Annotated in this window: 15 protein-coding genes and 1 pseudogene; 11 read left to right on the top strand and 5 right to left on the bottom strand. The window is 73.4% G+C overall.

The window, feature by feature from the left end:
• Positions 1 to 10: 10 nt before the first annotated feature.
• Entirely contained in the window at positions 11 to 256 is a 246-nt protein-coding gene (locus tag OG852_RS43130; protein ID WP_133913294.1) for a zinc-ribbon domain-containing protein, read from the top strand.
• On the opposite strand, the gene OG852_RS43125 is transcribed toward OG852_RS43130, so the two are convergent.
• Both OG852_RS43125 and OG852_RS43120 read right to left on the bottom strand, forming a co-directional pair.
• On the bottom strand, positions 246 to 1,331 hold the full coding sequence (locus OG852_RS43125; RefSeq protein ID WP_330350729.1) for a sugar ABC transporter substrate-binding protein: 1,086 nt from the start codon (positions 1,329 to 1,331) through the stop codon (positions 246 to 248). The two genes, OG852_RS43130 and OG852_RS43125, sit on opposite strands and share 11 nt — an antisense overlap.
• Positions 1,328 to 3,706 carry a SpoIIE family protein phosphatase gene (locus tag OG852_RS43120; RefSeq protein WP_330350728.1) on the bottom strand — a complete coding sequence of 793 codons (2,379 nt, stop codon included), beginning with the start codon at positions 3,704 to 3,706 and terminating at the stop codon, positions 1,328 to 1,330. Before OG852_RS43120 ends, OG852_RS43125 begins: the two co-directional genes overlap by 4 nt.
• Before the next feature lie 130 nt (positions 3,707 to 3,836).
• Here OG852_RS43120 and OG852_RS43115 point away from each other — a divergent pair, with 130 nt between their 5' ends.
• The 5 genes from OG852_RS43115 (at position 3,837) to OG852_RS43095 (ending at position 9,873) form a co-directional block, all read left to right on the top strand.
• Positions 3,837 to 4,925 (top strand): substrate-binding domain-containing protein, encoded by a 1,089-nt coding sequence (locus tag OG852_RS43115; protein ID WP_133913207.1) that lies wholly within the window; start codon positions 3,837 to 3,839, stop codon positions 4,923 to 4,925.
• A 57-nt stretch (positions 4,926 to 4,982) separates the two neighbouring features.
• Positions 4,983 to 5,756, top strand: coding sequence for an ATP-binding cassette domain-containing protein (locus OG852_RS43110; protein WP_133913206.1), 774 nt, complete (start codon positions 4,983 to 4,985; stop codon positions 5,754 to 5,756).
• A gap of 5 nt (positions 5,757 to 5,761) precedes the next feature.
• Complete coding sequence (locus OG852_RS43105) at positions 5,762 to 7,054, top strand: sugar ABC transporter permease (RefSeq protein ID WP_133913205.1); 1,293 nt, start codon at positions 5,762 to 5,764, stop codon at positions 7,052 to 7,054.
• A gap of 100 nt (positions 7,055 to 7,154) precedes the next feature.
• Positions 7,155 to 9,266 (top strand): sigma-70 family RNA polymerase sigma factor, encoded by a 2,112-nt coding sequence (locus tag OG852_RS43100; protein WP_330350727.1) that lies wholly within the window; start codon positions 7,155 to 7,157, stop codon positions 9,264 to 9,266.
• A 130-nt stretch (positions 9,267 to 9,396) separates the two neighbouring features.
• Positions 9,397 to 9,873 (top strand): tautomerase family protein, encoded by a 477-nt coding sequence (locus OG852_RS43095; RefSeq protein ID WP_330350726.1) that lies wholly within the window; start codon positions 9,397 to 9,399, stop codon positions 9,871 to 9,873.
• Here the strand turns inward: OG852_RS43095 and OG852_RS43090 are convergent.
• Complete coding sequence (locus tag OG852_RS43090; protein ID WP_330350725.1) at positions 9,863 to 10,447, bottom strand: TetR/AcrR family transcriptional regulator; 585 nt, start codon at positions 10,445 to 10,447, stop codon at positions 9,863 to 9,865. The genes OG852_RS43095 and OG852_RS43090 overlap by 11 nt on opposite strands.
• 205 nt (positions 10,448 to 10,652) lie before the next feature.
• Complete coding sequence (gene icmF, locus OG852_RS43085; protein WP_330350724.1) at positions 10,653 to 13,883, bottom strand: fused isobutyryl-CoA mutase/GTPase IcmF; 3,231 nt, start codon at positions 13,881 to 13,883, stop codon at positions 10,653 to 10,655.
• Positions 13,884 to 14,083: 200 nt separating this feature from the next.
• Between icmF and OG852_RS43080 the strand changes: the two genes are divergently transcribed.
• The 5 genes and pseudogenes from OG852_RS43080 to OG852_RS43060 all read left to right on the top strand — a co-directional run.
• Positions 14,084 to 15,691: a bifunctional 3-(3-hydroxy-phenyl)propionate/3-hydroxycinnamic acid hydroxylase gene (locus tag OG852_RS43080; protein ID WP_330350723.1), complete on the top strand. Its 1,608-nt coding sequence runs from the start codon at positions 14,084 to 14,086 to the stop codon at positions 15,689 to 15,691.
• A gap of 316 nt (positions 15,692 to 16,007) precedes the next feature.
• Positions 16,008 to 17,000, top strand: coding sequence for a dihydroxyacetone kinase subunit DhaK (gene dhaK / locus OG852_RS43075; protein ID WP_133913199.1), 993 nt, complete (start codon positions 16,008 to 16,010; stop codon positions 16,998 to 17,000).
• A gap of 55 nt (positions 17,001 to 17,055) precedes the next feature.
• Positions 17,056 to 17,664, top strand: coding sequence for a dihydroxyacetone kinase subunit DhaL (dhaL, locus tag OG852_RS43070; RefSeq protein WP_133913198.1), 609 nt, complete (start codon positions 17,056 to 17,058; stop codon positions 17,662 to 17,664).
• A gap of 7 nt (positions 17,665 to 17,671) precedes the next feature.
• Positions 17,672 to 18,082: a PTS fructose transporter subunit IIA gene (locus OG852_RS43065; RefSeq protein ID WP_133913197.1), complete on the top strand. Its 411-nt coding sequence runs from the start codon at positions 17,672 to 17,674 to the stop codon at positions 18,080 to 18,082.
• A gap of 219 nt (positions 18,083 to 18,301) precedes the next feature.
• A pseudogene (locus tag OG852_RS43060) lies at positions 18,302 to 18,412 on the top strand (SDR family oxidoreductase); the annotation flags it as partial.
• Between the two features lie 44 nt (positions 18,413 to 18,456).
• Here OG852_RS43060 and OG852_RS43055 read toward each other — a convergent pair.
• Complete coding sequence (locus OG852_RS43055) at positions 18,457 to 19,296, bottom strand: glycoside hydrolase family 75 protein (protein ID WP_133913196.1); 840 nt, start codon at positions 19,294 to 19,296, stop codon at positions 18,457 to 18,459.
• Positions 19,297 to 19,560: the final 264 nt, after the last annotated feature.

The raw sequence follows: 19,560 nt of genomic DNA, 5'->3' as shown, positions 1-19,560 counted from the left end.
GAACAGCCGCGTGATCATCTTCGGCACCAAGGGCTATCTGTACCAGCTGGCGATCCTGACGCTGGTGTGCGGCCGCTGCGGCAACCCGGCCGCGCACACGCTGCGCAAGCGGGTCACCAAGTTCACGCTGTTCTTCGTGCCGTTGTTCCCGGTGTCGACGACGTACCTGACGCAGTGCACGTTCTGCGGCGCGGAGGAGAAGGTGACCGCGGAGCAGGCGGAGCGGCTGCGGACCCAGGGGTCCGTCACCGGGTGAGCCCGACCCGGGCGCAGGCGGCCCGGACCTCCCGGGTGCAGATCCGGTCGACGGTGTACACGCCGTCCTTGACCAGGGTCCGCCCGATGTCGGCGGCGGTCACCGCGTGCGGGGTGAGCAGGACGGCCGGGACGTCGCGGGTGGTGGGGCTGTCGACGGTGGTCGGGGCGTGGTCGCGGGCGTCCTCGCCGCGGCCGAGCGCGACGGCCATGGCGGCGGCCTCGGCGGCCTCCTTGCGGAAGGGCTTGTAGACCGTCATGTACTGCTCGCCCTTGACGATGCGGCGTACGGCGTCGAGGTCGGCGTCCTGGCCCGTGACGGGCGGGATGCGGGTGACGCCTGCGTTCTTCAGGGCGGAGATGACGCCCGAGGCGATGTTGTCGTTGGCCGCCAGGACCCCGTCGATCCCGTAGGGGCCGAGGGCCGCGATGGCGGCGGACATGTTGGTGTGGGCGGCCTGGGTGCTCCAGTCCTGGGTCTCGTAGGACCGGGCGACGCGCACGTGGTCCCGGATGACGGACAGCGCGCCCCGCCGGTACCAGGCGGCGTTGGGGCTGGTCGGGTCGCCGTTCATCATCACGACGGTCCGGCCGCCGTGCCGCTTCTCGAGACCGTCCAGCAGCCCCTGGCCCTGGAGCCGGCCGACCTGGAGGGCGTCGAAGCCGACGAAGCCGGAGACCGGGCCCTCGGCGAGCCGGTCGTAGGCGACGACCGGGACGCCCGCCCGCCGCGCCTCCTGGATCGAGGAGCGCAGCGCACGGGTGTCGGCGGCGTCGAGGATCAGCACTCCGGCCCCTTTGGTGATCATGGAGATCATCTGTTGCTGCTGGCGGGTCGCGTCGTTCTCGGCGTTGGCGTACTCGAAGGTGCAGCGGGGGCAGAGCTTCTTGACCTGTGCCTCGATCAGGGGCCGGTCGGCGTGCTCCCAGCGGGGGACGGACCGGCTGGGCAGGAGCAGGCCGACGGTGAACGCGTCGGACTCGGTGCCGGATTCCGAGCCGCAGGCGGCCGCGGGCAGCGCGAGGAGGGCGGCGGCGAGCGCCGCGGCGACGGTCCGGCCGCGCCCCGGCCTCATGGCAGCACACCGCCTCGCGCCTCCACGGCCGGTTCTCCGTCCGGTACGACGATCTCGCTCCACACCTGCTTGCCGCCGGCCACCGGCACCGAGCCGGAGGATTCCGACATCGCCTCGACCAGCATCAGACCGCGGCCGCCGGTGGACTCCCAGTCCACGATCACGGGCTTGGCGGGCGCGCGGGGCGAGGAGTCGCTGACGCCGACCCGGACCCGGTCCCCGCGCAGCACCAGGTCGAGCCGGACCGGGCCCTGGGTGTGCACGAGGGCGTTGGTGACGAGTTCGGAGACGACCAGCAGGACCGCGTCGGCGGCCTCCGGGACCTTCCAGCGGCGCAGGGTGCGCGCGGTGAAGCGGCGGGCGTGCATGACGGCGTCGGGCAGCCGCCACACCATCCAGCCGGCCCGGATCGGCCGGGTCTCCATGCCGTCGTAGCGCAGGAGCAGCAGCGCCACGTCGTCCTCGCGGCGGCCCCCGTCGCCGAGCAGGTCGTCGGCCATCGCTCCCGGGTCGGCGGGGTCGGCCGCCGCGAGGGCCGTGCGGGTGCGGCGCATGCCCTCGTCGATCGGCAGGTCGGCGGCCTCGACCAGGCCGTCGGTGACGAGGGCGAGGACGGTGCCGGGGGCGAGCGCGACCGAGGTCATGGGGAACTCCGCCTCGGCGAGGATGCCGAGCGGGGGCCCGCCCGCGACCTCCACCTCCTCGGTGCCGCCGTCGGGGTGACGCACCAGCGGGGCGAGGTGCCCGGCGCGGACGAAGAGGGTATTGCCCTCCTCCATGTCGAGTTCGGCGTAGCAGCAGGTCGCGAAGAGGTCGGTCTCCATGCCGACGAGGAGCCGGTTGGCGTGGGAGACGACGACGTCGGGAGGGTGGCCCTCCATGGCGTACGCCCTGACCGCGGTCCGCATCTGGCCCATGATCGTGGCGGCTCCGGCGCTGTGGCCCTGCACGTCGCCGATGACCAGGGCGACACGGTCCTCGGACAGGGCGATGACGTCGTACCAGTCGCCGCCGACCTGCAGTCCCCGGCGGGCCGGGAGATAGCGGGCGACGGCGATGCCGCCGGGCAGTTCGGGCAGTCGGCGGGGCAGCAGGCTGCGCTGGAGCATGGTGGCGAGTTCCTGCTCCGCGTCATGGGCGTGGGCGCGCTGGAGGGCCTGGCCGACGAGGGCCGCGGTGGCGGTGAGCAGGGAGCGTTCCTCGGGGACGAACGTGTGCGGGAGGTCCCAGCCGACCAGGCACACCCCGGCGACGCGGCCCTTGGCGGGCAGCGGCAGGACGGCGAGCCCGCCGGGGCCGATGCCGGCGAGTCCTGGTTCGAGGGCGGTGCCGGCGGGCCACAGGTCCATCCGGCCGTCGCTGAGGGCGGCCTGGAGGGTGGGCAGCGCGCGGACGGGCGCGTCGGGCCACTCGGTGCGCCATTCGGCGCGCCAGGCGTCCGGCCAGGCTGCGGGCTGGGGCGGGTCGAGGACGGTGACCATCAGCCGGTCGTCCTGGAGGGCGGCGAGGGCCACCCGGTCGGCGCCCAGCGGCTCGCGCAGGGCGGAGACGACCACCCGGCCGACGTCCCGGACGGTCACGGCGTCGTCGAGGGCGGCGGTCAGCCACTGGATGCGGGAGACGTCGTCGGCGCTGCGGCGCAGCACCGGGGTGGCGGTCACCACGCCGAGGACCCGTTCCGGCCGGTCGGCGGTGGCCGGTTCGGCGCGGCAGGTCAGGCTCAGCCAGCGCATCTCGCCCGTGGGGCCGCGGACCCTGAACTCCAGATCACGTCGGCCCGAGGCCTCGGAGGAGGGCTCCAGGACCGACATCAGGGCGTGCATGTCCTCCGGGAGGGCGTGGGCGAGCAGGGTGTCGACCTTGCCGTCGAAGTCCTCGGCGGAGATGCCGACCAGGTCGAGCAGCGTGTCGTCGGCCTCGATGAGCCCGGTGTCCGGGACCAGGACGAAGGAGCCGACGCGCAGGCTGCGCAGCGCGGGGTCGAGCAGCGAGGACGGCTCCGGCGGGCCCGTGACGGGCTGGAGGAGGCCGGCGACGGCGTCGGCGTAGCGTTCCAGGAAGCGGCGCTGGTCGGCCTCGAAGCCCTCCGTCGAGGCGCCGGTGACGACGAGACAGCCGAGCCGCCGGCCCTCCACGTCGAGGGGCAGCGCGCCGAGCGAGGGGTCGGCGGTCAGCCACAGGGGGCGGTCGGTCAGGAAGGCGCGTACGGCGGGTGAGTCACCGGACAGGGGGAGCCGGACCGGTGGCCCCGGTTCGGAAGGGACGCCTCCCGCCGAGTCCACCAGCCGAAGCTCTTCGTGCCCGGCCCCCGGCGCGTAGACCGCCGCCTGTGTCGCTCCGGCCAAGATCAGGGCCCGGTCGAGGCATGTCCGCAACGTACCTCCCGTCCCCGCCTCGGGTGCCGACAGGTTGAGAACGGGGCACCCACCCACCAGAATCGCATATACGAACCAACCCGACATACCTACCGATCGTCACTGTTGTCGTCTACGCCAGGTATCACCCATGAAGGCCTGCATACGGGACACGGCCGCCGCCGTGACCGCGGTCTGGGCGGCGGTCGCCCTCGCGGCCTGCGGGGCGGACACCGGGAGCGACCCCGACGGAGGGAGCGCGCCGAGCATCGGCCTGCTGCTGCCGGACGCCACCACGGCGCGCTGGGAGGCGCAGGACCGGCCGCTGCTGGAGAAGAAGATCAAGGAACTGTGCGACACCTGTGTGGTCGAGCACGCCAACGCCAGGGGCGAGGTGGCCACCCAGCAGGAGCAGATGGACTCGATGATCACCAAGGGGGTCGACGCCATCGTGCTGGTGGCCGTGGACGGCAAGTCGCTCGCCTCGTCGGTCTCGGAGGCCCGCGCGGCGGGCATCCCGGTGATCGCCTACGACCGGCTCGCCCAGGGCCCGATCTCCGGCTATGTCTCCTTCGACGGCAGGGAGGTCGGCCGACTCCAGGGCCGGGCCCTGCTCAGGGCGATGGGCGGGGGGACACCGCGCCCGCAGATCGTGATGATGAACGGCGATCCCGCCGACCCCAACACCGCGTTGTTCAAGGAGGGCGCGCTGTCCGTGCTGCGCGGGAAGGTGAGGATCGGCAAGGCGTACGACACCCTGCAGTGGCGGGCGGAGACCGCGCACATGAACATGTCCGCGGCCATCGCGGCCCTCGGCGCCGACGCCATCGACGGGGTGTACGCGGCCAACGACGGCCTCGCCGGCGGCAGCATCTCGGCGCTGAAGGCGAACAAGGTCGCCCCGCTGCCCCCGGTCACCGGCCAGGACGCCGAACTCGGCGCGCTGCGCCGGATCCTGGCCGGCGACCAGTACATGACCGTCTCCAAGCCCTTCGGTCCGGAGGCCGCGGCGGGCGGTGCGATGGCCGTGGCGGCGGCCCGCCGGGAGGGCCTGGACCGGCTCGCGACCAGCGAGGTGACACCGCGCGGCGGCGACCGGGTCCCGGCCGTGCTGCTCACACCGGTGTCCGTGACGGCCGACACCATCAAGGACACCGTGGTGAAGGAAGGCCTGCACACGGTGCAGCAGATCTGCACCCCCCAGCTCCGGGCCGCCTGCGAGGAGGCGGGGCTGATCTGACGGGCCGCGTCGCGCGGACTCCGGCCTGGTCCGGGGCCAGGGAAGGAGGTGGTTGCCGTGCCGGGTCCGCCCTTGCTGGCGTTGCGCGGGGTGTGCAAGCGCTTCGGTGTCGTCGACGTCCTCACGGACATCGAGCTGGAGATCCACTCCGGTCAGGTGGTCGCCCTTCTGGGGGACAACGGGGCCGGCAAGTCGACGCTGGTGAAGGTGATCTCCGGGGTGGCGCCCGCGGAGCGGGGCGTCATCGAGTGGGAGGGCCGTTCGGTCCACATCCGACGCCCGCACGACGCGCGGACCCTCGGCATCGCCACCGTCTACCAGGACCTCGCGCTGTGCGGGAACCTCGACGTGGTCGGGAACCTGTTCCTCGGGCGGGAGATCCGCCGGTACGGGTTCCTCGACGAGATGGAGATGGAGCGCCGCACCCAGGAGCTGCTGGAGCGGCTGACCCGGCGGGTGCCCGATCTGCGCGGTCCCGTCGCCTCGCTCTCCAGCGGGCAGCGGCAGACGGTCGCCATCGCCCGCTCGCTGCTCGGCGAACCGCGTGTCCTGCTCCTGGACGAGCCGACGGCCGCGCTCGGGTTCGAGCAGACGTCCGAGATCCTGGACCTCATCGACCGGTTGCGGGACCGGGGGCTGGGCGTCCTGCTGATCAGCCACAGCATGGGGGACGTGAAGGCCCTCGCGGACCGGGCCGCGGTGCTGCGGCTCGGCCGCAACAACGGCTTCTTCGACGTGAACACCGCCTCGCAGGAGCAGATCATCGCGTCCATCACCGGCGCCACGGAGAACGTGCCCCGCCGGCCGTCCCCACGGGAGTCGGGGTGGTGAGAGGCATGCGCAAGGTGGCGGACGACGCCTCGGCCGAACCCACCGCGTCCGGGGGCGAGGTCCGCCCGCCGGAGCGCGAGGGGCGCGCCTCCCGGGCCGTGGACGGGGGGGTCCGTGCGCTGCGCGGCACGCTCGCGCTGCTGAAGCGCAAGGTGCGGGCGGGAGAACTGGGCTCGCTCCCCGTCGTCCTGGTCCTCGCCGTCGTCTGGATCACCTTCCAGTCCCTCAACCCGAACTACCTGTCGCCTCGGAACCTGTCCAACCTCAGCGTGGACATCGTGGGGACCGGTCTCATCGCGGTCGGCATCGTGTTCGTGCTGCTGCTCGGCGAACTCGACCTGTCCGTGGGCTCGGTCAGCGGCTTCGCGGCGGCGGTGTTCGCGGTGCTGAACGTGAACAGCGGGGTACCGGAGTGGCTCGCGCTCGTCGTGGGCGTCCTGACCGGCACCGTCGCGGGCACCCTGCAGGGTTTCTCCGTCGCACGGACCCGGGTCCCGGCGTTCGTGGTCACGCTCGCGGGGCTGCTCACCTGGAACGGCCTGATGCTCGCCGTCCTCGGCGACAGCGGCACCGTCAACCTGGACGAGGACGGGCTCGTCGCCCAGCTGACCAGTTACTACTTCACCCAGGACGCCGTCGCCTACGGGCTGGCGGCGGTGGCCACCGCGGTGGTGTTCCTCGGGGCCGACCTGGACAGAAGGCGCCGCAAGGCGGTGAACATGCCGCACCGCTCGCTCACCGCCGTGGGCGTGCGGACCGCGGTCACGGCGGTGGTCGCGTTCGGCGTCGCCTACGTCGTCAATCGCTTCCAGGGGCTGCCGCTCGCTCTGCTGATCTTCCTCGTGGTCGTGGCCGGCCTCGACATCCTGCTGCGGCGCACCCACTACGGGCGGCAGGTGTACGCCCTCGGCGGCAGCATCGAGGCGGCCCGCCGCGCGAGCCTCAGTGTGTTCCGGGTCCAGACGGCCGTGTTCGCCGTCTCCGGCACCATGGCCGCCGTCGGCGGACTGTTCCTCGCCTCGCGCATCACCTCGGTGAGCCAGAGTTCGGGCTCGGGGGTCCTGCTGGTGAACGCGATCGCGGCGGCGGTGATCGGGGGCACCAGTCTGTTCGGCGGGCGCGGGACGACGTGGTCGGCGGTGCTCGGCATGCTCGTCATCCAGTCGATCGCCTCGGGCATGGCGATCACGGACACTCCCCCGGCGGTCCAGTTCGTGATCACGGGCGGGGTGCTGTTCGCGGCGGTGGTCATCGACGCGCTGTCCCGGCACTCACAGGAGGCACACGGCCGGGCGTGATGTGCGTCACATCAGGCAACCTCCGCAACTTTCATTGAAAGTTTTGTCATCTAGGCTGACAAACCCCTCGGCCCCCAGCAGGCAACTGGAGCGTTCCTCCATGACCGACCGGTCCGCCGCCGTCCCCGCGCAAGCCTCCGCCACCGCCTCGTACGCCCGGATCTACGAGGAACAGCAGCCGAGGCTGGTCGCGTACGCGCGCTCGCTCACCCGGAACGCCTGGACCGCCGAGGACCTCGTCGCCGAGGCGCACTTCCGGGTGTGGCGCCGGCTGGCCGAGGGGCACGAGATCGAGAACGTGCCGGCGTATCTGCGGACGACGGTGCGGCACCTCGCGATCGCCTCCGGGACCGCGGTGCGCGAGACGCCCCGGGATCCGCACACCGACGAGCGGGCGGAGCCGGGCGCGCAGGAGGGCGACCCGGCCGAGCAGGTGTCCCAGGTCGACCTGGTGGTGCGGGTGCTGGGCCAGTTGCCCGAGCGCTGGGTCAAGGCGCTGTGGCTGGCCGAGGCGGAGGGGCAGCCGCTGGCGGCGATCGGGCCGCAGCTCGGCACCAAGGAGGGGGCGACGGCCGTCCTGCTGCACCGGGCCCGCGAGGGCATGCGGCAGGCCTTCCTGCGCACCCAGACCGGCGCGCCGCAGGACCCGGCGTGCCAGGTCCACTGGTCCCGGATGCCCGCCTACGTCCGTGGCGCCGCGACCCCGCGCCAGGGCGAGCGGCTGCTCGGTCACGTCGACGGCTGCGACGACTGCCGCGCCCGGCTCGCCGCCCTGATGCGGGCCAACGACCGCCTCCCCGCGATCGTCGCACCGGCCCTGCTGCTGTGCGCACTGGGCGGCACGGGCAAGTACCTCATGACCTTCGCCGCGGGGGCGGCGGCGGGCGCGGGGGCGGCGGCGGGCGGCGGGGCAGTGGGCGGTGCTGGTGCCGGGGCGGCGAGCGGTGCCGGGGCGGCGAGCGGTGCGGGCGCGGCGGGCAGCGCGGGTGCGGCAGGCAGCGCAGGGGCAACGGGCGGCGCGGGCGCAGCAAGCAGCGCAGGGGCAGCGGGCAGCGCGGCGGCAGGCGGCGCCGGGGCTGCGGGCAGTGCGGGCGCGGCAGGCAGCGCCGGGGCGGCGGGCGGTGCCGGGGCCGCAGCCAGTACAGGGGCTGCGGGTGGAGCCGGGGCGGCGGGCAGTGCGGGCGCGGCAAGCGGCGGCGGGGCAGCGGGTGGTGCCGGGGCCGCAGCCGGCGTCGGCGCAGGGGCCGGCACCGGGGCGGCGGGCAGTGCGGGCGCGGCGGGCGGTGTCGGGGCCGCAGGCGGTGCTGGGGCGGGGGCCGCGGGTGCGGCGGGCGGTGTCGGCTCGGCAGGTGGCGCGGGGGCCGCAGGCAGTGCGGGGGCGGCAGGTGGTGGCGGGGCCGCAGCCGGTGCCGGGGCGGGGGCCGCGGGCGCGGCGGGTGGTGTCGGCGCGGCGGGTGGTGGCGGGGCCGCGGGCAGTGCGGGGGCGGCAGGTGGTGGCGGGCTGTGGCACGGAGTGCGCCACTCGGCGGTCGGTGGCTCGAAGGCGCCGGCGGTGGCGGCGGGTGCGCTCGTGGCGGGCGCCGCCGCACTCGCGCTGGTCATCGGCCCGGGCGAGTCCGCTCCGGTACCGGCCCAGCGCGCGCCGATCGCCGACGCGCCCGTGCGCCAGTTGCCCGTGGCGGAGGTGCCGACGGACCCTCCGGCGCGGGACACCGTGCCGGCGGAGGCCACCGAGGACCGGACGACACCCGTACGGGTCGCCGACGCCACGGCAGACCTCCGCACGGACACCGCGCCCCCGGCGACCGAGGCGGCGCCCCCGTCCGACACCGGGAAGCCCCCCACGACCGGCGGGGGGAGCACCGGGGTTCCCGTGGACGACGAGCCCTCGTCCACCGGAACCCCGCCGACGGAGGAGCGGACGCCTCCGCCCGCGGACAACGGCACAGCGGACGACGGCGCGGAGGAGACCCCGACACCCTCGACCCCCTCCCCCGAGACCCCCTCCCCCGAGACCCCCGAGCCCGAGACCCCGCAGCCGGAGATCCCGCAGCCCGAGCCGCCGCACACCGCGGACCCCGAGCCCGGGACCGGGGACGGCGGCGAGGGGGGCTGCGCGACCGGCGGCGGCCAGGACGGCGGGCACGGGAAGACCCGGCACGGCGAGGGCAGGCATCACCGCGGCGGCCACTCCGGACACGGGACCGACTGACGGAATCCCGGCGCCCGCCGCGCCGCACCGGTCACCGGGTCGGACCTGCCCCAACCGCCGACCTTCGCTTATGACACTCGTTATAGCCCCGGTGTAGGGTTCCTCTATAACAGTCGTCATAGGAGATTCCATGACCATCATCACCGTGAACACCCCGAAGGGTCGCCTCACCCTGGAGCAGCGCCGCGCCCTGGCCGAGACCCTGACGGACGCGGTGCTGGTGCCCGAGGTCGGCCGGTTCGCGCCGCCCGCCAGGGCCGGGTTCCAGGTGCACTTCGTGGAGCGCGAGCCGGACATGATGGCGATCGGCGGGCGACTGCTGGCCGACGCCGGTCAGGAGCTCGACGTCATGGTGATCGACGTGGCCGTCATGGACGGCGACTGGCCCCAGGAGGTACGCACGGAGGTCATCGAACGCCTGCTGGCCGCACTGACCGAGGCCTGCGGACTGCCGGCGCCCTCCCCGGCGTGGTGGGTGAACTTCCGGGTCGTCGAGGAGGGCAGCTGGGGCTCCGGCGGAGGCGTCCGGTCGATCCTCTCCCTCCTGGACACCGGGGTGTTCACCGAGGAGAAGGCGAAGGCGATCCGCGCGGCGATCACGGGCTGACGGCCCCGGCGAGCACCGCTTCGAGCTGCCGCGCGACACGGTCCAGGGGCTGGGTATCGCGCTGGGCGCGGCACATGGCGATGGCCCCCTCGACGGCGGCCACCACCAGAGCCGCGATTTCCGGCGCCCGCCCGGGGTCGACGCCCTGCTCGCACAGCGCCTCGGTGAGCAGCCGCTGCCAGGTGTCGAAGGCCTCGGCCGCGGCGACGAGGGCCGGCGGCGGCTCGGCGTCCGACGGCTCCTCCACGGACACGGCCAGCACGGGGCACCCGGCGCGGAAGTCGCTCTGGACGACGACGCCGCGCCACAGCCCCAGAAAGGCCCTCAGCCCGGCGACCGGGCCCGCCTCCAACTCCTTGCGCAGGAGGCGGGCGACCGCGTCACCGCCGTGGCGCACCGCCTCGGTCGCGAGTTGTTGCTTGCCCTCGGGGAAGTAGTGGTACGTCGAGCCCAGCGGCGCCTTGGCGTGCTTGGCCACCTCCCGGATGCTCGCGGCGTTCAGGCCACGCCTGCTGATCAGGTCGGCGGCGCCGGCCACGATGCGTTCCCGCGACGGCGCACTGGACTTGGCCACGCCCGCACTCCCCTCCGGCCGCACGCTCCGGCCCCTGTCCCACTTGGCTATAACGCCCGTCATAGTCTAGCCCGACGGCCGCTTGTGCCGACTGTCCTCGGCTGGGCGCAGCTCCCGCAGGCGCCCGGATCGACGCCCCGGCCGACGTCCTCCCCGGGTCGCGGACGGCGTGCGCCGGCTCCCGGGGGGCGGGCCTGAGCCCGGGTCAGACGTTGCGGCGGTACTGGCCTCCGACCTCGAAGAAGGCGTCCGTGATCTGCTGGAGCGAGCAGACCCGGGCGGCGTCCATGAGGACCGCGAAGACGTTGTCCCCGCCCACCGCCGCGTCCTTCAGGGCGGCCAGGGCCTCGTGCGCCTGCTCGCGGTGTCCGGCCTGGTAGTCGCGGACCCGCTCGAGCTGGGAGTGCTTCTCCTGCTCGGTGGCGCGGGCGAGTTCGACGACGCCCGGTTCGGCGGTGTCGGCGTGCGGGTTGCGGAAGGTGTTGACGCCGATCAGGGGCAGGGTGCCGTCGTGCTTGCGCTGCTCGTACAGCATCGACTCGTCCTGGATACGGCCGCGCTGGTAGCCGGTCTCCATCGCGCCGAGCACCCCGCCGCGTTCGTTGATCCGCTCGAACTCCTGGAGCACCGCCTCCTCCACCAGGTCGGTCAGCTCGTCGATGATGAACGAGCCCTGGAGGGGGTTCTCGTTCATCGCCAGGCCCCACTCCCGGTTGATGATCAGCTGGATCGCCAGGGCACGGCGGACGGATTCCTCGGTGGGGGTGGTGACGGCCTCGTCGTAGGCGTTGGTGTGCAGGCTGTTGCAGTTGTCGTAGATCGCGATGAGCGCCTGCAGGGTGGTGCGGATGTCGTTGAAGTCCATCTCCTGGGCGTGCAGGGAGCGTCCGGAGGTCTGGACGTGGTACTTCAGCTTCTGGGAGCGCTCGTTCGCGCCGTACTTCTCCTTCATCGCCACCGCCCAGATCCGGCGGGCGACCCGGCCCAGCACCGAGTACTCGGGGTCCATGCCGTTGGAGAAGAAGAAGGAGAGGTTGGGCGCGAAGTCGTCGATGCGCATGCCCCGGGCGAGGTAGGCCTCGACGTAGGTGAAGCCGTTGGCGAGGGTGAAGGCCAGCTGGCTGATGGGGTTCGCGCCGGCTTCGGCGATGTGGTAGCCGGAGATGGACACCGAGTAGAAGTTGCGGACCTTCTGCTGGATGAACCACTCCTGGATGTCGGCCATCATCCGCAGGCTGAACTCGGTGGAGAACAGGCAGGTGTTCTGGCCCTGGTCCTCCTTGAGGATGTCCGCCTGCACCGTGCCCCGCACGTTCGCCAGCGCCCCGGCCCTCAGCGCGGCCGCCTCCTGCGGTGACGGGTCACGGCCCTCGGCGGTACGGAAACGGTCGAGCTGCTGGTCGATCGCGGTGTTCAGGAAGAACGCGAGGATCGTCGGCGCGGGCCCGTTGATCGTCATCGACACCGAGGTCGTCGGGGCGACCAGGTCGAAGCCGTCGTAGAGGGCCTTCATGTCGTCGAGGGTGGCCACCGAGACGCCGGAGGTGCCGACCTTGCCGTAGATGTCGGGGCGCTCGTCCGGGTCACGGCCGTAGAGGGTGACGGAGTCGAAGGCGGTGGACAGCCGGGTGGCGGGCTGTCCCTCGGAGAGCAGTTTGAAGCGCCGGTTGGTGCGGAACGGGTCGCCCTCGCCGGCGAACATCCGCGCCGGGTCCTCCCCGTCCCGCTTGAACGGGAACACGCCGGCGGTGAAGGGGAAGAACCCGGGGAGGTTCTCCGCGCGCCAGAAGCGCACGAGTTCGCCGTGGTCGGTGAAGCGGGGCAGGGCGACCCGGGGGACCTTGTTGCCGGAGAGGGACTCGCGGGTGAGGCTGGTGCGGATCTCCTTGTCGCGGATCCTCACGACCTGCTCGTCGCCCGAGTAGGCGGCGACGACGGCGGGCCAGTTCGCGATCTGCTCGGTGATCTCGCGCGGGAGGTCACGGCGCGCGCCGTCGAGCAGCGACTCCACGTTCGCGGCGTCGGAGCCGGCCGCGGCGAGTTCACCCGCGACCGTCTCCAGGCGCTGCACCCGCCGGGCCGCCTCGGCCAGCTCGCCGGTCTCGGCGTGGTAGGCGCGGACCGTGTCGGTGATCTCGGCGAGGTAGCGCACCCGCTCCGCCGGGACCACCTGGCGGATGCCGGAGGAGTGCCGCACCTCGACCGGTGCGAGAGCGCCCTGGACCAGCGGCAGCCCCTCCTCCGCGAGGACCGTCCTGAGGTGCTGGTAGAGCGCGGTGACCCCGTCGTCGTTGAACGTGGCCGCCGAGGTGCCGTAGACCGGCATGTCCTCGGGCCGCTTGCCGAACGCCTCCCGGTTGCGGACGAGTTGCCGGCCCACGTCCCGCAGGGCGTCCTTGGCACCGCGCCGCTCGAACTTGTTGATCGCCACGACGTCGGCGAAGTCGAGCATGTCGATCTTCTCCAGCTGTGAGGCGGCGCCGAACTCCGGCGTCATCACATACATCGAGGTGTCCACGAACGGCACGATCGCCGCGTCGCCCTGGCCGATGCCGGGCGTCTCCACGACCACCAGGTCGAACCCGGCCGCCTTCACCACGTCGATCACGTCGGACAGGTGCTCGGGCAGTTCGTGGCTGCCCCGGGTGGCCAGGCTGCGGAAGAACACCCGGTTGCCGTCCAGGGAGTTCATCCGGATGCGGTCGCCGAGCAGGGCGCCGCCGCCGCGGCGGCGGGTCGGGTCGACGGCGATCACCGCGATGCGCAGCTTGTCCTGCTGGTCCACCCGGAACCGGCGCACCAGCTCGTCGGTCAGCGACGACTTGCCGGAACCACCCGTGCCCGTGATGCCCAGCACCGGCACCGTCCGTCCGGCCGCCGCGGCCCGCACCTGGGCCAGGAAGCCGTCCGGCAGCTTGCCCAGCTCGGCGCCCGTGATCGCCCGGGCGACCGCGAAACGCTCCCCCGCGAGAACCGCCGACACCTCGGCCGGGCCGCCGTCCCACAGGTCGAAGTCACAGTCCCTGACCACCGAGTTGACCATCCCGGCCAGCCCCATCCGCTGCCCGTCCTCCGGGGAGAAGATCGTCACCCCGCTCCCGCGCAGCCGGGCGATCTCCTCGGGGACGATCACACCTCCGCCGCCGCCGACCACCCGCACATGCTCCGCGCCCTGGGCCCGCAGCGACTCGACGAGGTACTCGAAGTACTCCACATGGCCGCCCTGGTACGACGAGACCGCCACACCGTGGGCGTCCTCCTCCAGCGCCGCGTCCACGACCTCCTGCACCGACCGGTTGTGGCCGAGATGGATCACCTCCGCGCCCTGGGACTGGAAGATCCGGCGCATGATGTTGATCGAGGCGTCGTGCCCGTCGAACAGGGCCGATGCCGTGACGAGACGGACGGGGTGTTCGGGGCGGTGCATGTCGCTCATGGGGGCCTTCCCGGACGGGTCAGGGGTACGCCGACCCCGAGATACTAGGACGTCCTACTAATTTACCGCAGGGTGGGGGTGCGCGGCCGTCCCCGGGCGGCCCCGATTTCGATCGACCCTTGACTGTCAAGGTTCATACAAATACGCTGCGAGCGGTTCAGCAGCTCGAGACGGTCTCTGCGGTGCAGTGGGGGGCTCGTGTGACAGACGCATTCGACGCCGACGTGGCGATCGTGGGACTCGGCCCGGTCGGTGCCACGGCGGCGAATCTGGCCGGCGCCCACGGACTGACCGCGGTGGCGTTCGACCGGGCCACGGCTGTCGAGCCTCGGCCCCGTGCCATCGGGTTCGACCAGGAGGCCATGCGCACGTTCGGAGGCCTCGGCCTGGCCGACGCGCTCGCGCCGCATGTGATGCCGTACCGCCCGTCGGAGTACCGCAACCGCCACGGGCAGGTCATCAAACGGATCGACACCGCGCCGCCGCCCCACCCGCTGGGCTGGGCGCCCAACTACGTCTTCCTCCAGCCGGAGCTGGAGAAGGCCCTGCGTCAGCGCCTCGCAGGGGTGGCCGGGGTCGAGGTCCGGCTCGGCACCGCGGTGACCGGCGTGCGGACCGACGCCGGGGGCGCGACCGTCGAGACGGTGGACGGGGCGGGGCGCCGGCGCACGGTCCGTACGCGGTATGTGCTGGCGTGCGACGGCGGGAGCAGCGGGATCCGGACCCGCGCGGGGCTGCCCCTGCGCGACCTGGAGTTCGACGAACCGTGGCTGGTGGTGGACGTCCTCCTGCACCCCGGCGCGGGCGAGGACCTGCCGGGGACCAACGTCCAGTACTGCGAGCCGGCCCGGCCCAGCACCTTTGTGGTGGGGCCCGGCCGTCTCCGCCGCTGGGAGCTGATGATCAACAAGGACGAGGATCCGCGCGAGATGACCGAGCCGCGGGTCGTCCGTGAGCTGCTGTCCCGATGGCTGGATCCCGGTGACTACGACCTGTGGCGGGCGTCGGCCTACCGCTTCCACGCCCTGGTGCTCAGACAGTGGCGTGCCGGGCGGCTGTTCTTCCTCGGGGACGCCGCCCATATGACACCGCCGTTCCTCGCGCAGGGCATGTGCCAGGGGATCCGCGACGCCTCCAACCTCGTGTGGAAGCTGGCCGCCCACCGGCACGGGGGTGCCGGTGACGGGCTGCTCGACACCTATCAGCGGGAGCGCGAGCCGCATGTGCTCCAGGTGACGGCCACGGCGAAGGAGTTCGGGCGGATCATCTGCGAGCGGGACGAGACGGCCGCGGCATCGCGTGACGCGGCGCTGCTGGACGAACTGGCGGCCCGGCCCGGGGGCACCGTCCGCCAGTCCCTCATCCCGGGTCTCCGCGCGGGCTTCCTGTCGCCCGACGGTTCCCCCGCACGGGGCGGGATCCTTCCCCAGCCGCGCGTCACCGACAGCCGGGGAGCAAGCGGGCTGCTGGACGAGTTCACCGGCGACGCCTTCCGGCTGGTGCTCGCCGAGGACGCCGATGTCCGCGCCGCGGAGTCGGCTCTGCGCGCGCACGAGGCCGAGGGAGGGTTCCCGATCCGGCTCGTACCTCTGCGGCGGCTCGACGGCCCGGTGCCCCCCGGCACATACCAGGAGGAGGTGCCCCTCCTCGCCACTTGGCTGCGGTCGCACGGATGCGATGCGGTGCTGGCCCGTCCCGACCACTATGTGTTCGGTGGCGCACCACGGGCGGCGGAGATCGGCACGCTGCTCGCCGCGGCGCGACGCCAGTGGTCGTCGTCGCCGTCGCCCTCCCCGATCGCGGAGTGACCCCGGCCGGCCGGCGGGGCGCCGCGGAGCCTTCGGGGCGCGGCGCCATGGACGACCGAGCGTGGACCGGCGTACCGGCCCGGCCCCGCCGACTGTCACGGCGGCCGGGTCGTCGCCCGCACGGGCGGGTCCTGCGGTCGGCCGTGCCCATGTGCGCGTCGGCGAGTTCCGCTGGACCGGCTCCATGGACGTCACCGAGGGTGCCTGGCCACCCGCGACGCGGCCCCCCGAGCGCCCGCCCACGTGACCTTCACCGCCACAAGGTCGATAATTCCTTCGGAGGAACCCAGCCTGCTCGTGTCAGTAGGAGGTACCCATGAAGATGTTGATCAACGTTCCGGAGACCGTGGTCGCGGACGCGCTGCGGGGAATGGCGGCCGCTCATCCCGAACTGACCGTCGACGTGGAGAACCGGGTCGTCGTCCGGCGGGACGCCCCGGTGGCCGGGAAGGTCGGACTGGTGTCCGGCGGCGGGTCGGGGCACGAGCCGCTGCACGGGGGCTTCGTCGGCCCCGGAATGCTCTCCGCCGCCTGTCCGGGCGAGGTGTTCACCTCGCCGGTCCCCGATCAGATGCTGCGCGCGGCGGCCGCCGTGAACAGCGGTGCGGGCGTGCTGTTCATCGTCAAGAACTACACCGGCGACGTGCTCAACTTCGACATGGCGGCCGAACTCGCCGAGGACGAGGGCATCGAGATCGCCAAGGTGCTCGTCAACGACGACGTGGCCGTCACCGACAGTCTGTACACGGCGGGGCGGCGCGGCACCGGCGCGACCCTGTTCGTGGAGAAGATCGCGGGCGCCGCCGCCGACGAGGGGCAGCCGCTGGAGCGGGTCCAGTCCATCGCCCGCCAGGTGAACGAGAACTCCCGCAGCTTCGGTGTGGCGCTCAGCGCGTGCACCACACCCGCCAAGGGGAGCCCGACCTTCGACCTGCCGGCCGGTGAGCTGGAACTGGGCATCGGCATCCACGGCGAACCGGGCCGTGAGCGGCGGGCGATGATGACGTCCGGGGAGATCGCCGACTTCGCCGTCCAGGCCGTCCTCGACGACATGGCGCCGCGCAACCCCGTGCTCGTGCTGGTCAACGGCATGGGCGCGACACCGCTGTTGGAGCTGTACGGCTTCAACGCGGAGGTGCAGCGGGTGCTCACCGAGCGCGGGGTGGCCGTCGCCCGTACGCTCGTCGGCAACTACGTGACGTCCCTCGACATGGCCGGCGCCTCGGTGACGGTCTGCCAGATCGACGAGGAGTTGCTGCGGCTGTGGGACGCGCCGGTGAGCACACCGGGCCTGCGCTGGGGCATGTGAGGCAAGGAGCAGCGGGACAGGCACGCGCACCGCAACGACCAGGCAAGGAGATCCTGTGCTCGACGCCGACTTCTTCCGCCGTTGGATGACGGCGACCGCCGCGTCCGTCGACCGCGAGGCGGAACGGCTCACGGCCCTCGACTCGCCCATCGGGGACGCCGACCACGGCAGCAACCTCCACCGCGGGTTCACCGCGGTGACCGCGGCGCTGGAGAAGGAGGGGACCGAGTCGGCCGCCACCCCGGGCGCGGTCCTCGTCCTCGCCGGGCGTCAGCTCATCTCGACCGTCGGCGGCGCCTCGGGCCCGCTGTACGGCACCCTGCTGCGCCGTACCGGCAAGGCGCTCGGGGACGCGGCCGAGGTGGACGAGGCCCGGTTCGCGGAGGCGCTGCGGGCGGGCGTGGACGCCGTGATGCAGCTCGGGGGCGCGGCGCCGGGCGACAAGACCATGATCGACGCGCTGGTGCCGGCGGTGGCCGCGCTCTCCGACGGGTTCGCCGCCGCGCGGGCCGCCGCCGAGCAGGGCGCCGAGGCGACGACACCGCTGCAGGCCCGCAAGGGCCGGGCCAGTTACCTCGGCGAGCGCAGCATCGGGCACCAGGATCCGGGGGCCACCTCGTCCGCCCTGCTCATCGCGGCGCTCGTGGACGCGAGCGGGAAGTGAGGCGAAGGTGAGCGACGAGAAGCTGGTCGGGATCGTGCTGGTCTCGCACAGCGCGGCCGTGGCCACCGCCGTGGCCGAGCTGGCGAAGGGGCTCGCGGGCGGCGGCGCGGCCGTGCCGGTCGCCGCGGCCGGCGGCACCGAGGGCGGTGGGCTGGGTACGAGCGCGGAGCTGGTGGCCGCCGCGGCCGCCTCCGTCGACCGGGGTGCCGGGGTCGCCCTCCTCACGGACCTGGGCAGCGCCGTCCTCACGGTCAAGGCGCTGCTCGCCGAGGGTGACGAACTCCCGGAGACCGCCCGCCTGGTGGACGCCCCGTTCGTCGAGGGCGCGGTGGCCGCGGTGGTCACGGCGGCGACGGGAGCCGACCTGGACGCGGTCGTGGCGGCGGCCTCGGAGGCGTACGACTACCGGAAGGTGTGACCGAGGGGCGGGCCCGCGGCACACCGGCCGCCGCTGCTCACCTCAGCCCCTCCGCGGCGACGGCGAGGGCCGAGCGCATGGCCTCCGCCGGCTCGGCCGGGCCGTCGCCGGATCCGTGACGGTGTCGGCGGTGCGCCAGGCGTGCCGCTCCACGGCGGCTCGCAGGGCCGCGTCGAACATCGCCGCCTGGGTCGCCGGGCGCAGGTCGCCGGCGTCTGCCGTCCGGCGGAGGCGGAGGAGCAGGCCGCCGCGGTCGTGTTTCTCGCCTCGGACGCCGCGAGCAACATCAACGGTGTGGTCCTGCCGGTCGACGACGGCTGGTCGGCGGTCCGACGCCACCGGCGGCCCCCGGTCGGCCGCGGCTCCCCGCGCCGCTACTCGTCCCCCTCGTCCTCCTCGTCCGGCCATGCTTCGGCGGGATCCTGGTCGTCCTCCTCGGTGACAGCCCCGGCCGCCTGGCCGGTCGGGTCCTCCGCAGCCGCTCCGTCCCCCGGGACTCCGGCCGTGCGGTCGGTCGTCCGGACGAACGAGCGGGCCAGACGCTCCCCCAGTTCCACGGCCGACGCATGGCTCTCGATCGGGGTGACGAGGGAGTTCCTGAAGACGATGTAGGTGACGCCGGAGGGGGCGCCGCCGCCGTGGGGATCGGGGCGGATACCGAGGGCCTGGGCGGTGGCGTACGACGCCTCGCCGATGATGTCGTAGGGTCCCACGTCACCGACGACCGCGTACTGCACCCGGTCCCGGTAGACCACCGCCGCCACCGAACCTCCCCGCACCCCGTGATCACGGTGGTTCCACAGGGCGCTCGCCCCGGGCACCACAATGTAGGGCAGCGTCTCGGCGCTCAGATAGCGGCCGTCGGACTGGGTGAAGGCGGTGGTGTCGGAGAACAGGGCGTCGGTGCGGCTGTTGCAGTGGGTGCCGGGGCGGCCGTCGCAGTCGATGTCCATGTCGGCCGTCCAGAAGACCGCCTCACGGGTACCGCAGACCGAGACGGTCGCGGGCACGCCGTCGTCGGTGCGGTAGCGGCCCCGGGAGACCGGCGCGCACTCCCGTACACGGGCCAGCAGCTCGGCCGCGCGGACGGCGCCCTCCTGCCGTATCGCCGGCGCCCCCGGCCTGCCCTGGGCGTGCCGGGCGGCGAGGGAGCCGGTGGTCGGGGCCAGCAGGGCGAGGCCGGCCACGGCCAGGGTCAGCGACTGGGCGCGCACGATACGGAACCCTCTCGTGGGACGGTGACGGACACTCAGCCCAATCTGGGGCGAGCGGTCGGCCGAGGCCATTCCGAGGGGGCCGTACGGTGCACGCTTCTGACGGCCCGACAGGGGGCGGGGGGCCGGTGCCTGCTCGGCCCCGGCCCCCCGGCCCGCGCGCCGGCGCGGGATCAGCGACGACAGCGGTCCGCGCCATCGGCCCGAACCAGGCCTCCGTCAAGGAGAGTTCGCGCCGGGAGGAGGTTCAGCATACGTAACTTT

Origin of the sequence: Streptomyces sp. NBC_00582, assembly GCF_036345155.1 — a bacterium.
Lineage (GTDB): Bacteria > Actinomycetota > Actinomycetes > Streptomycetales > Streptomycetaceae > Streptomyces.
This window is presented reverse-complemented; position numbering and strand designations above follow the sequence as displayed.

What these genes read in the sequence shown, in the direction of transcription:
- OG852_RS43125 (WP_330350729.1), bottom strand. Translation starts at nt 1,331, where the DNA reads ATGAGGCCGGGGCGCGGCCGGACCGTCGCCGCGGCGCTCGCCGCCGCC.
- OG852_RS43115 (WP_133913207.1), top strand. Translation starts at nt 3,837, where the DNA reads ATGAAGGCCTGCATACGGGACACGGCCGCCGCCGTGACCGCGGTCTGG.
- OG852_RS43105 (WP_133913205.1), top strand. Translation starts at nt 5,762, where the DNA reads ATGCGCAAGGTGGCGGACGACGCCTCGGCCGAACCCACCGCGTCCGGG.
- OG852_RS43100 (WP_330350727.1), top strand. Translation starts at nt 7,155, where the DNA reads ATGACCGACCGGTCCGCCGCCGTCCCCGCGCAAGCCTCCGCCACCGCC.
- OG852_RS43095 (WP_330350726.1), top strand. Translation starts at nt 9,397, where the DNA reads ATGACCATCATCACCGTGAACACCCCGAAGGGTCGCCTCACCCTGGAG.
- icmF (WP_330350724.1), bottom strand. Translation starts at nt 13,883, where the DNA reads ATGAGCGACATGCACCGCCCCGAACACCCCGTCCGTCTCGTCACGGCA.
- dhaK (WP_133913199.1), top strand. Translation starts at nt 16,008, where the DNA reads ATGAAGATGTTGATCAACGTTCCGGAGACCGTGGTCGCGGACGCGCTG.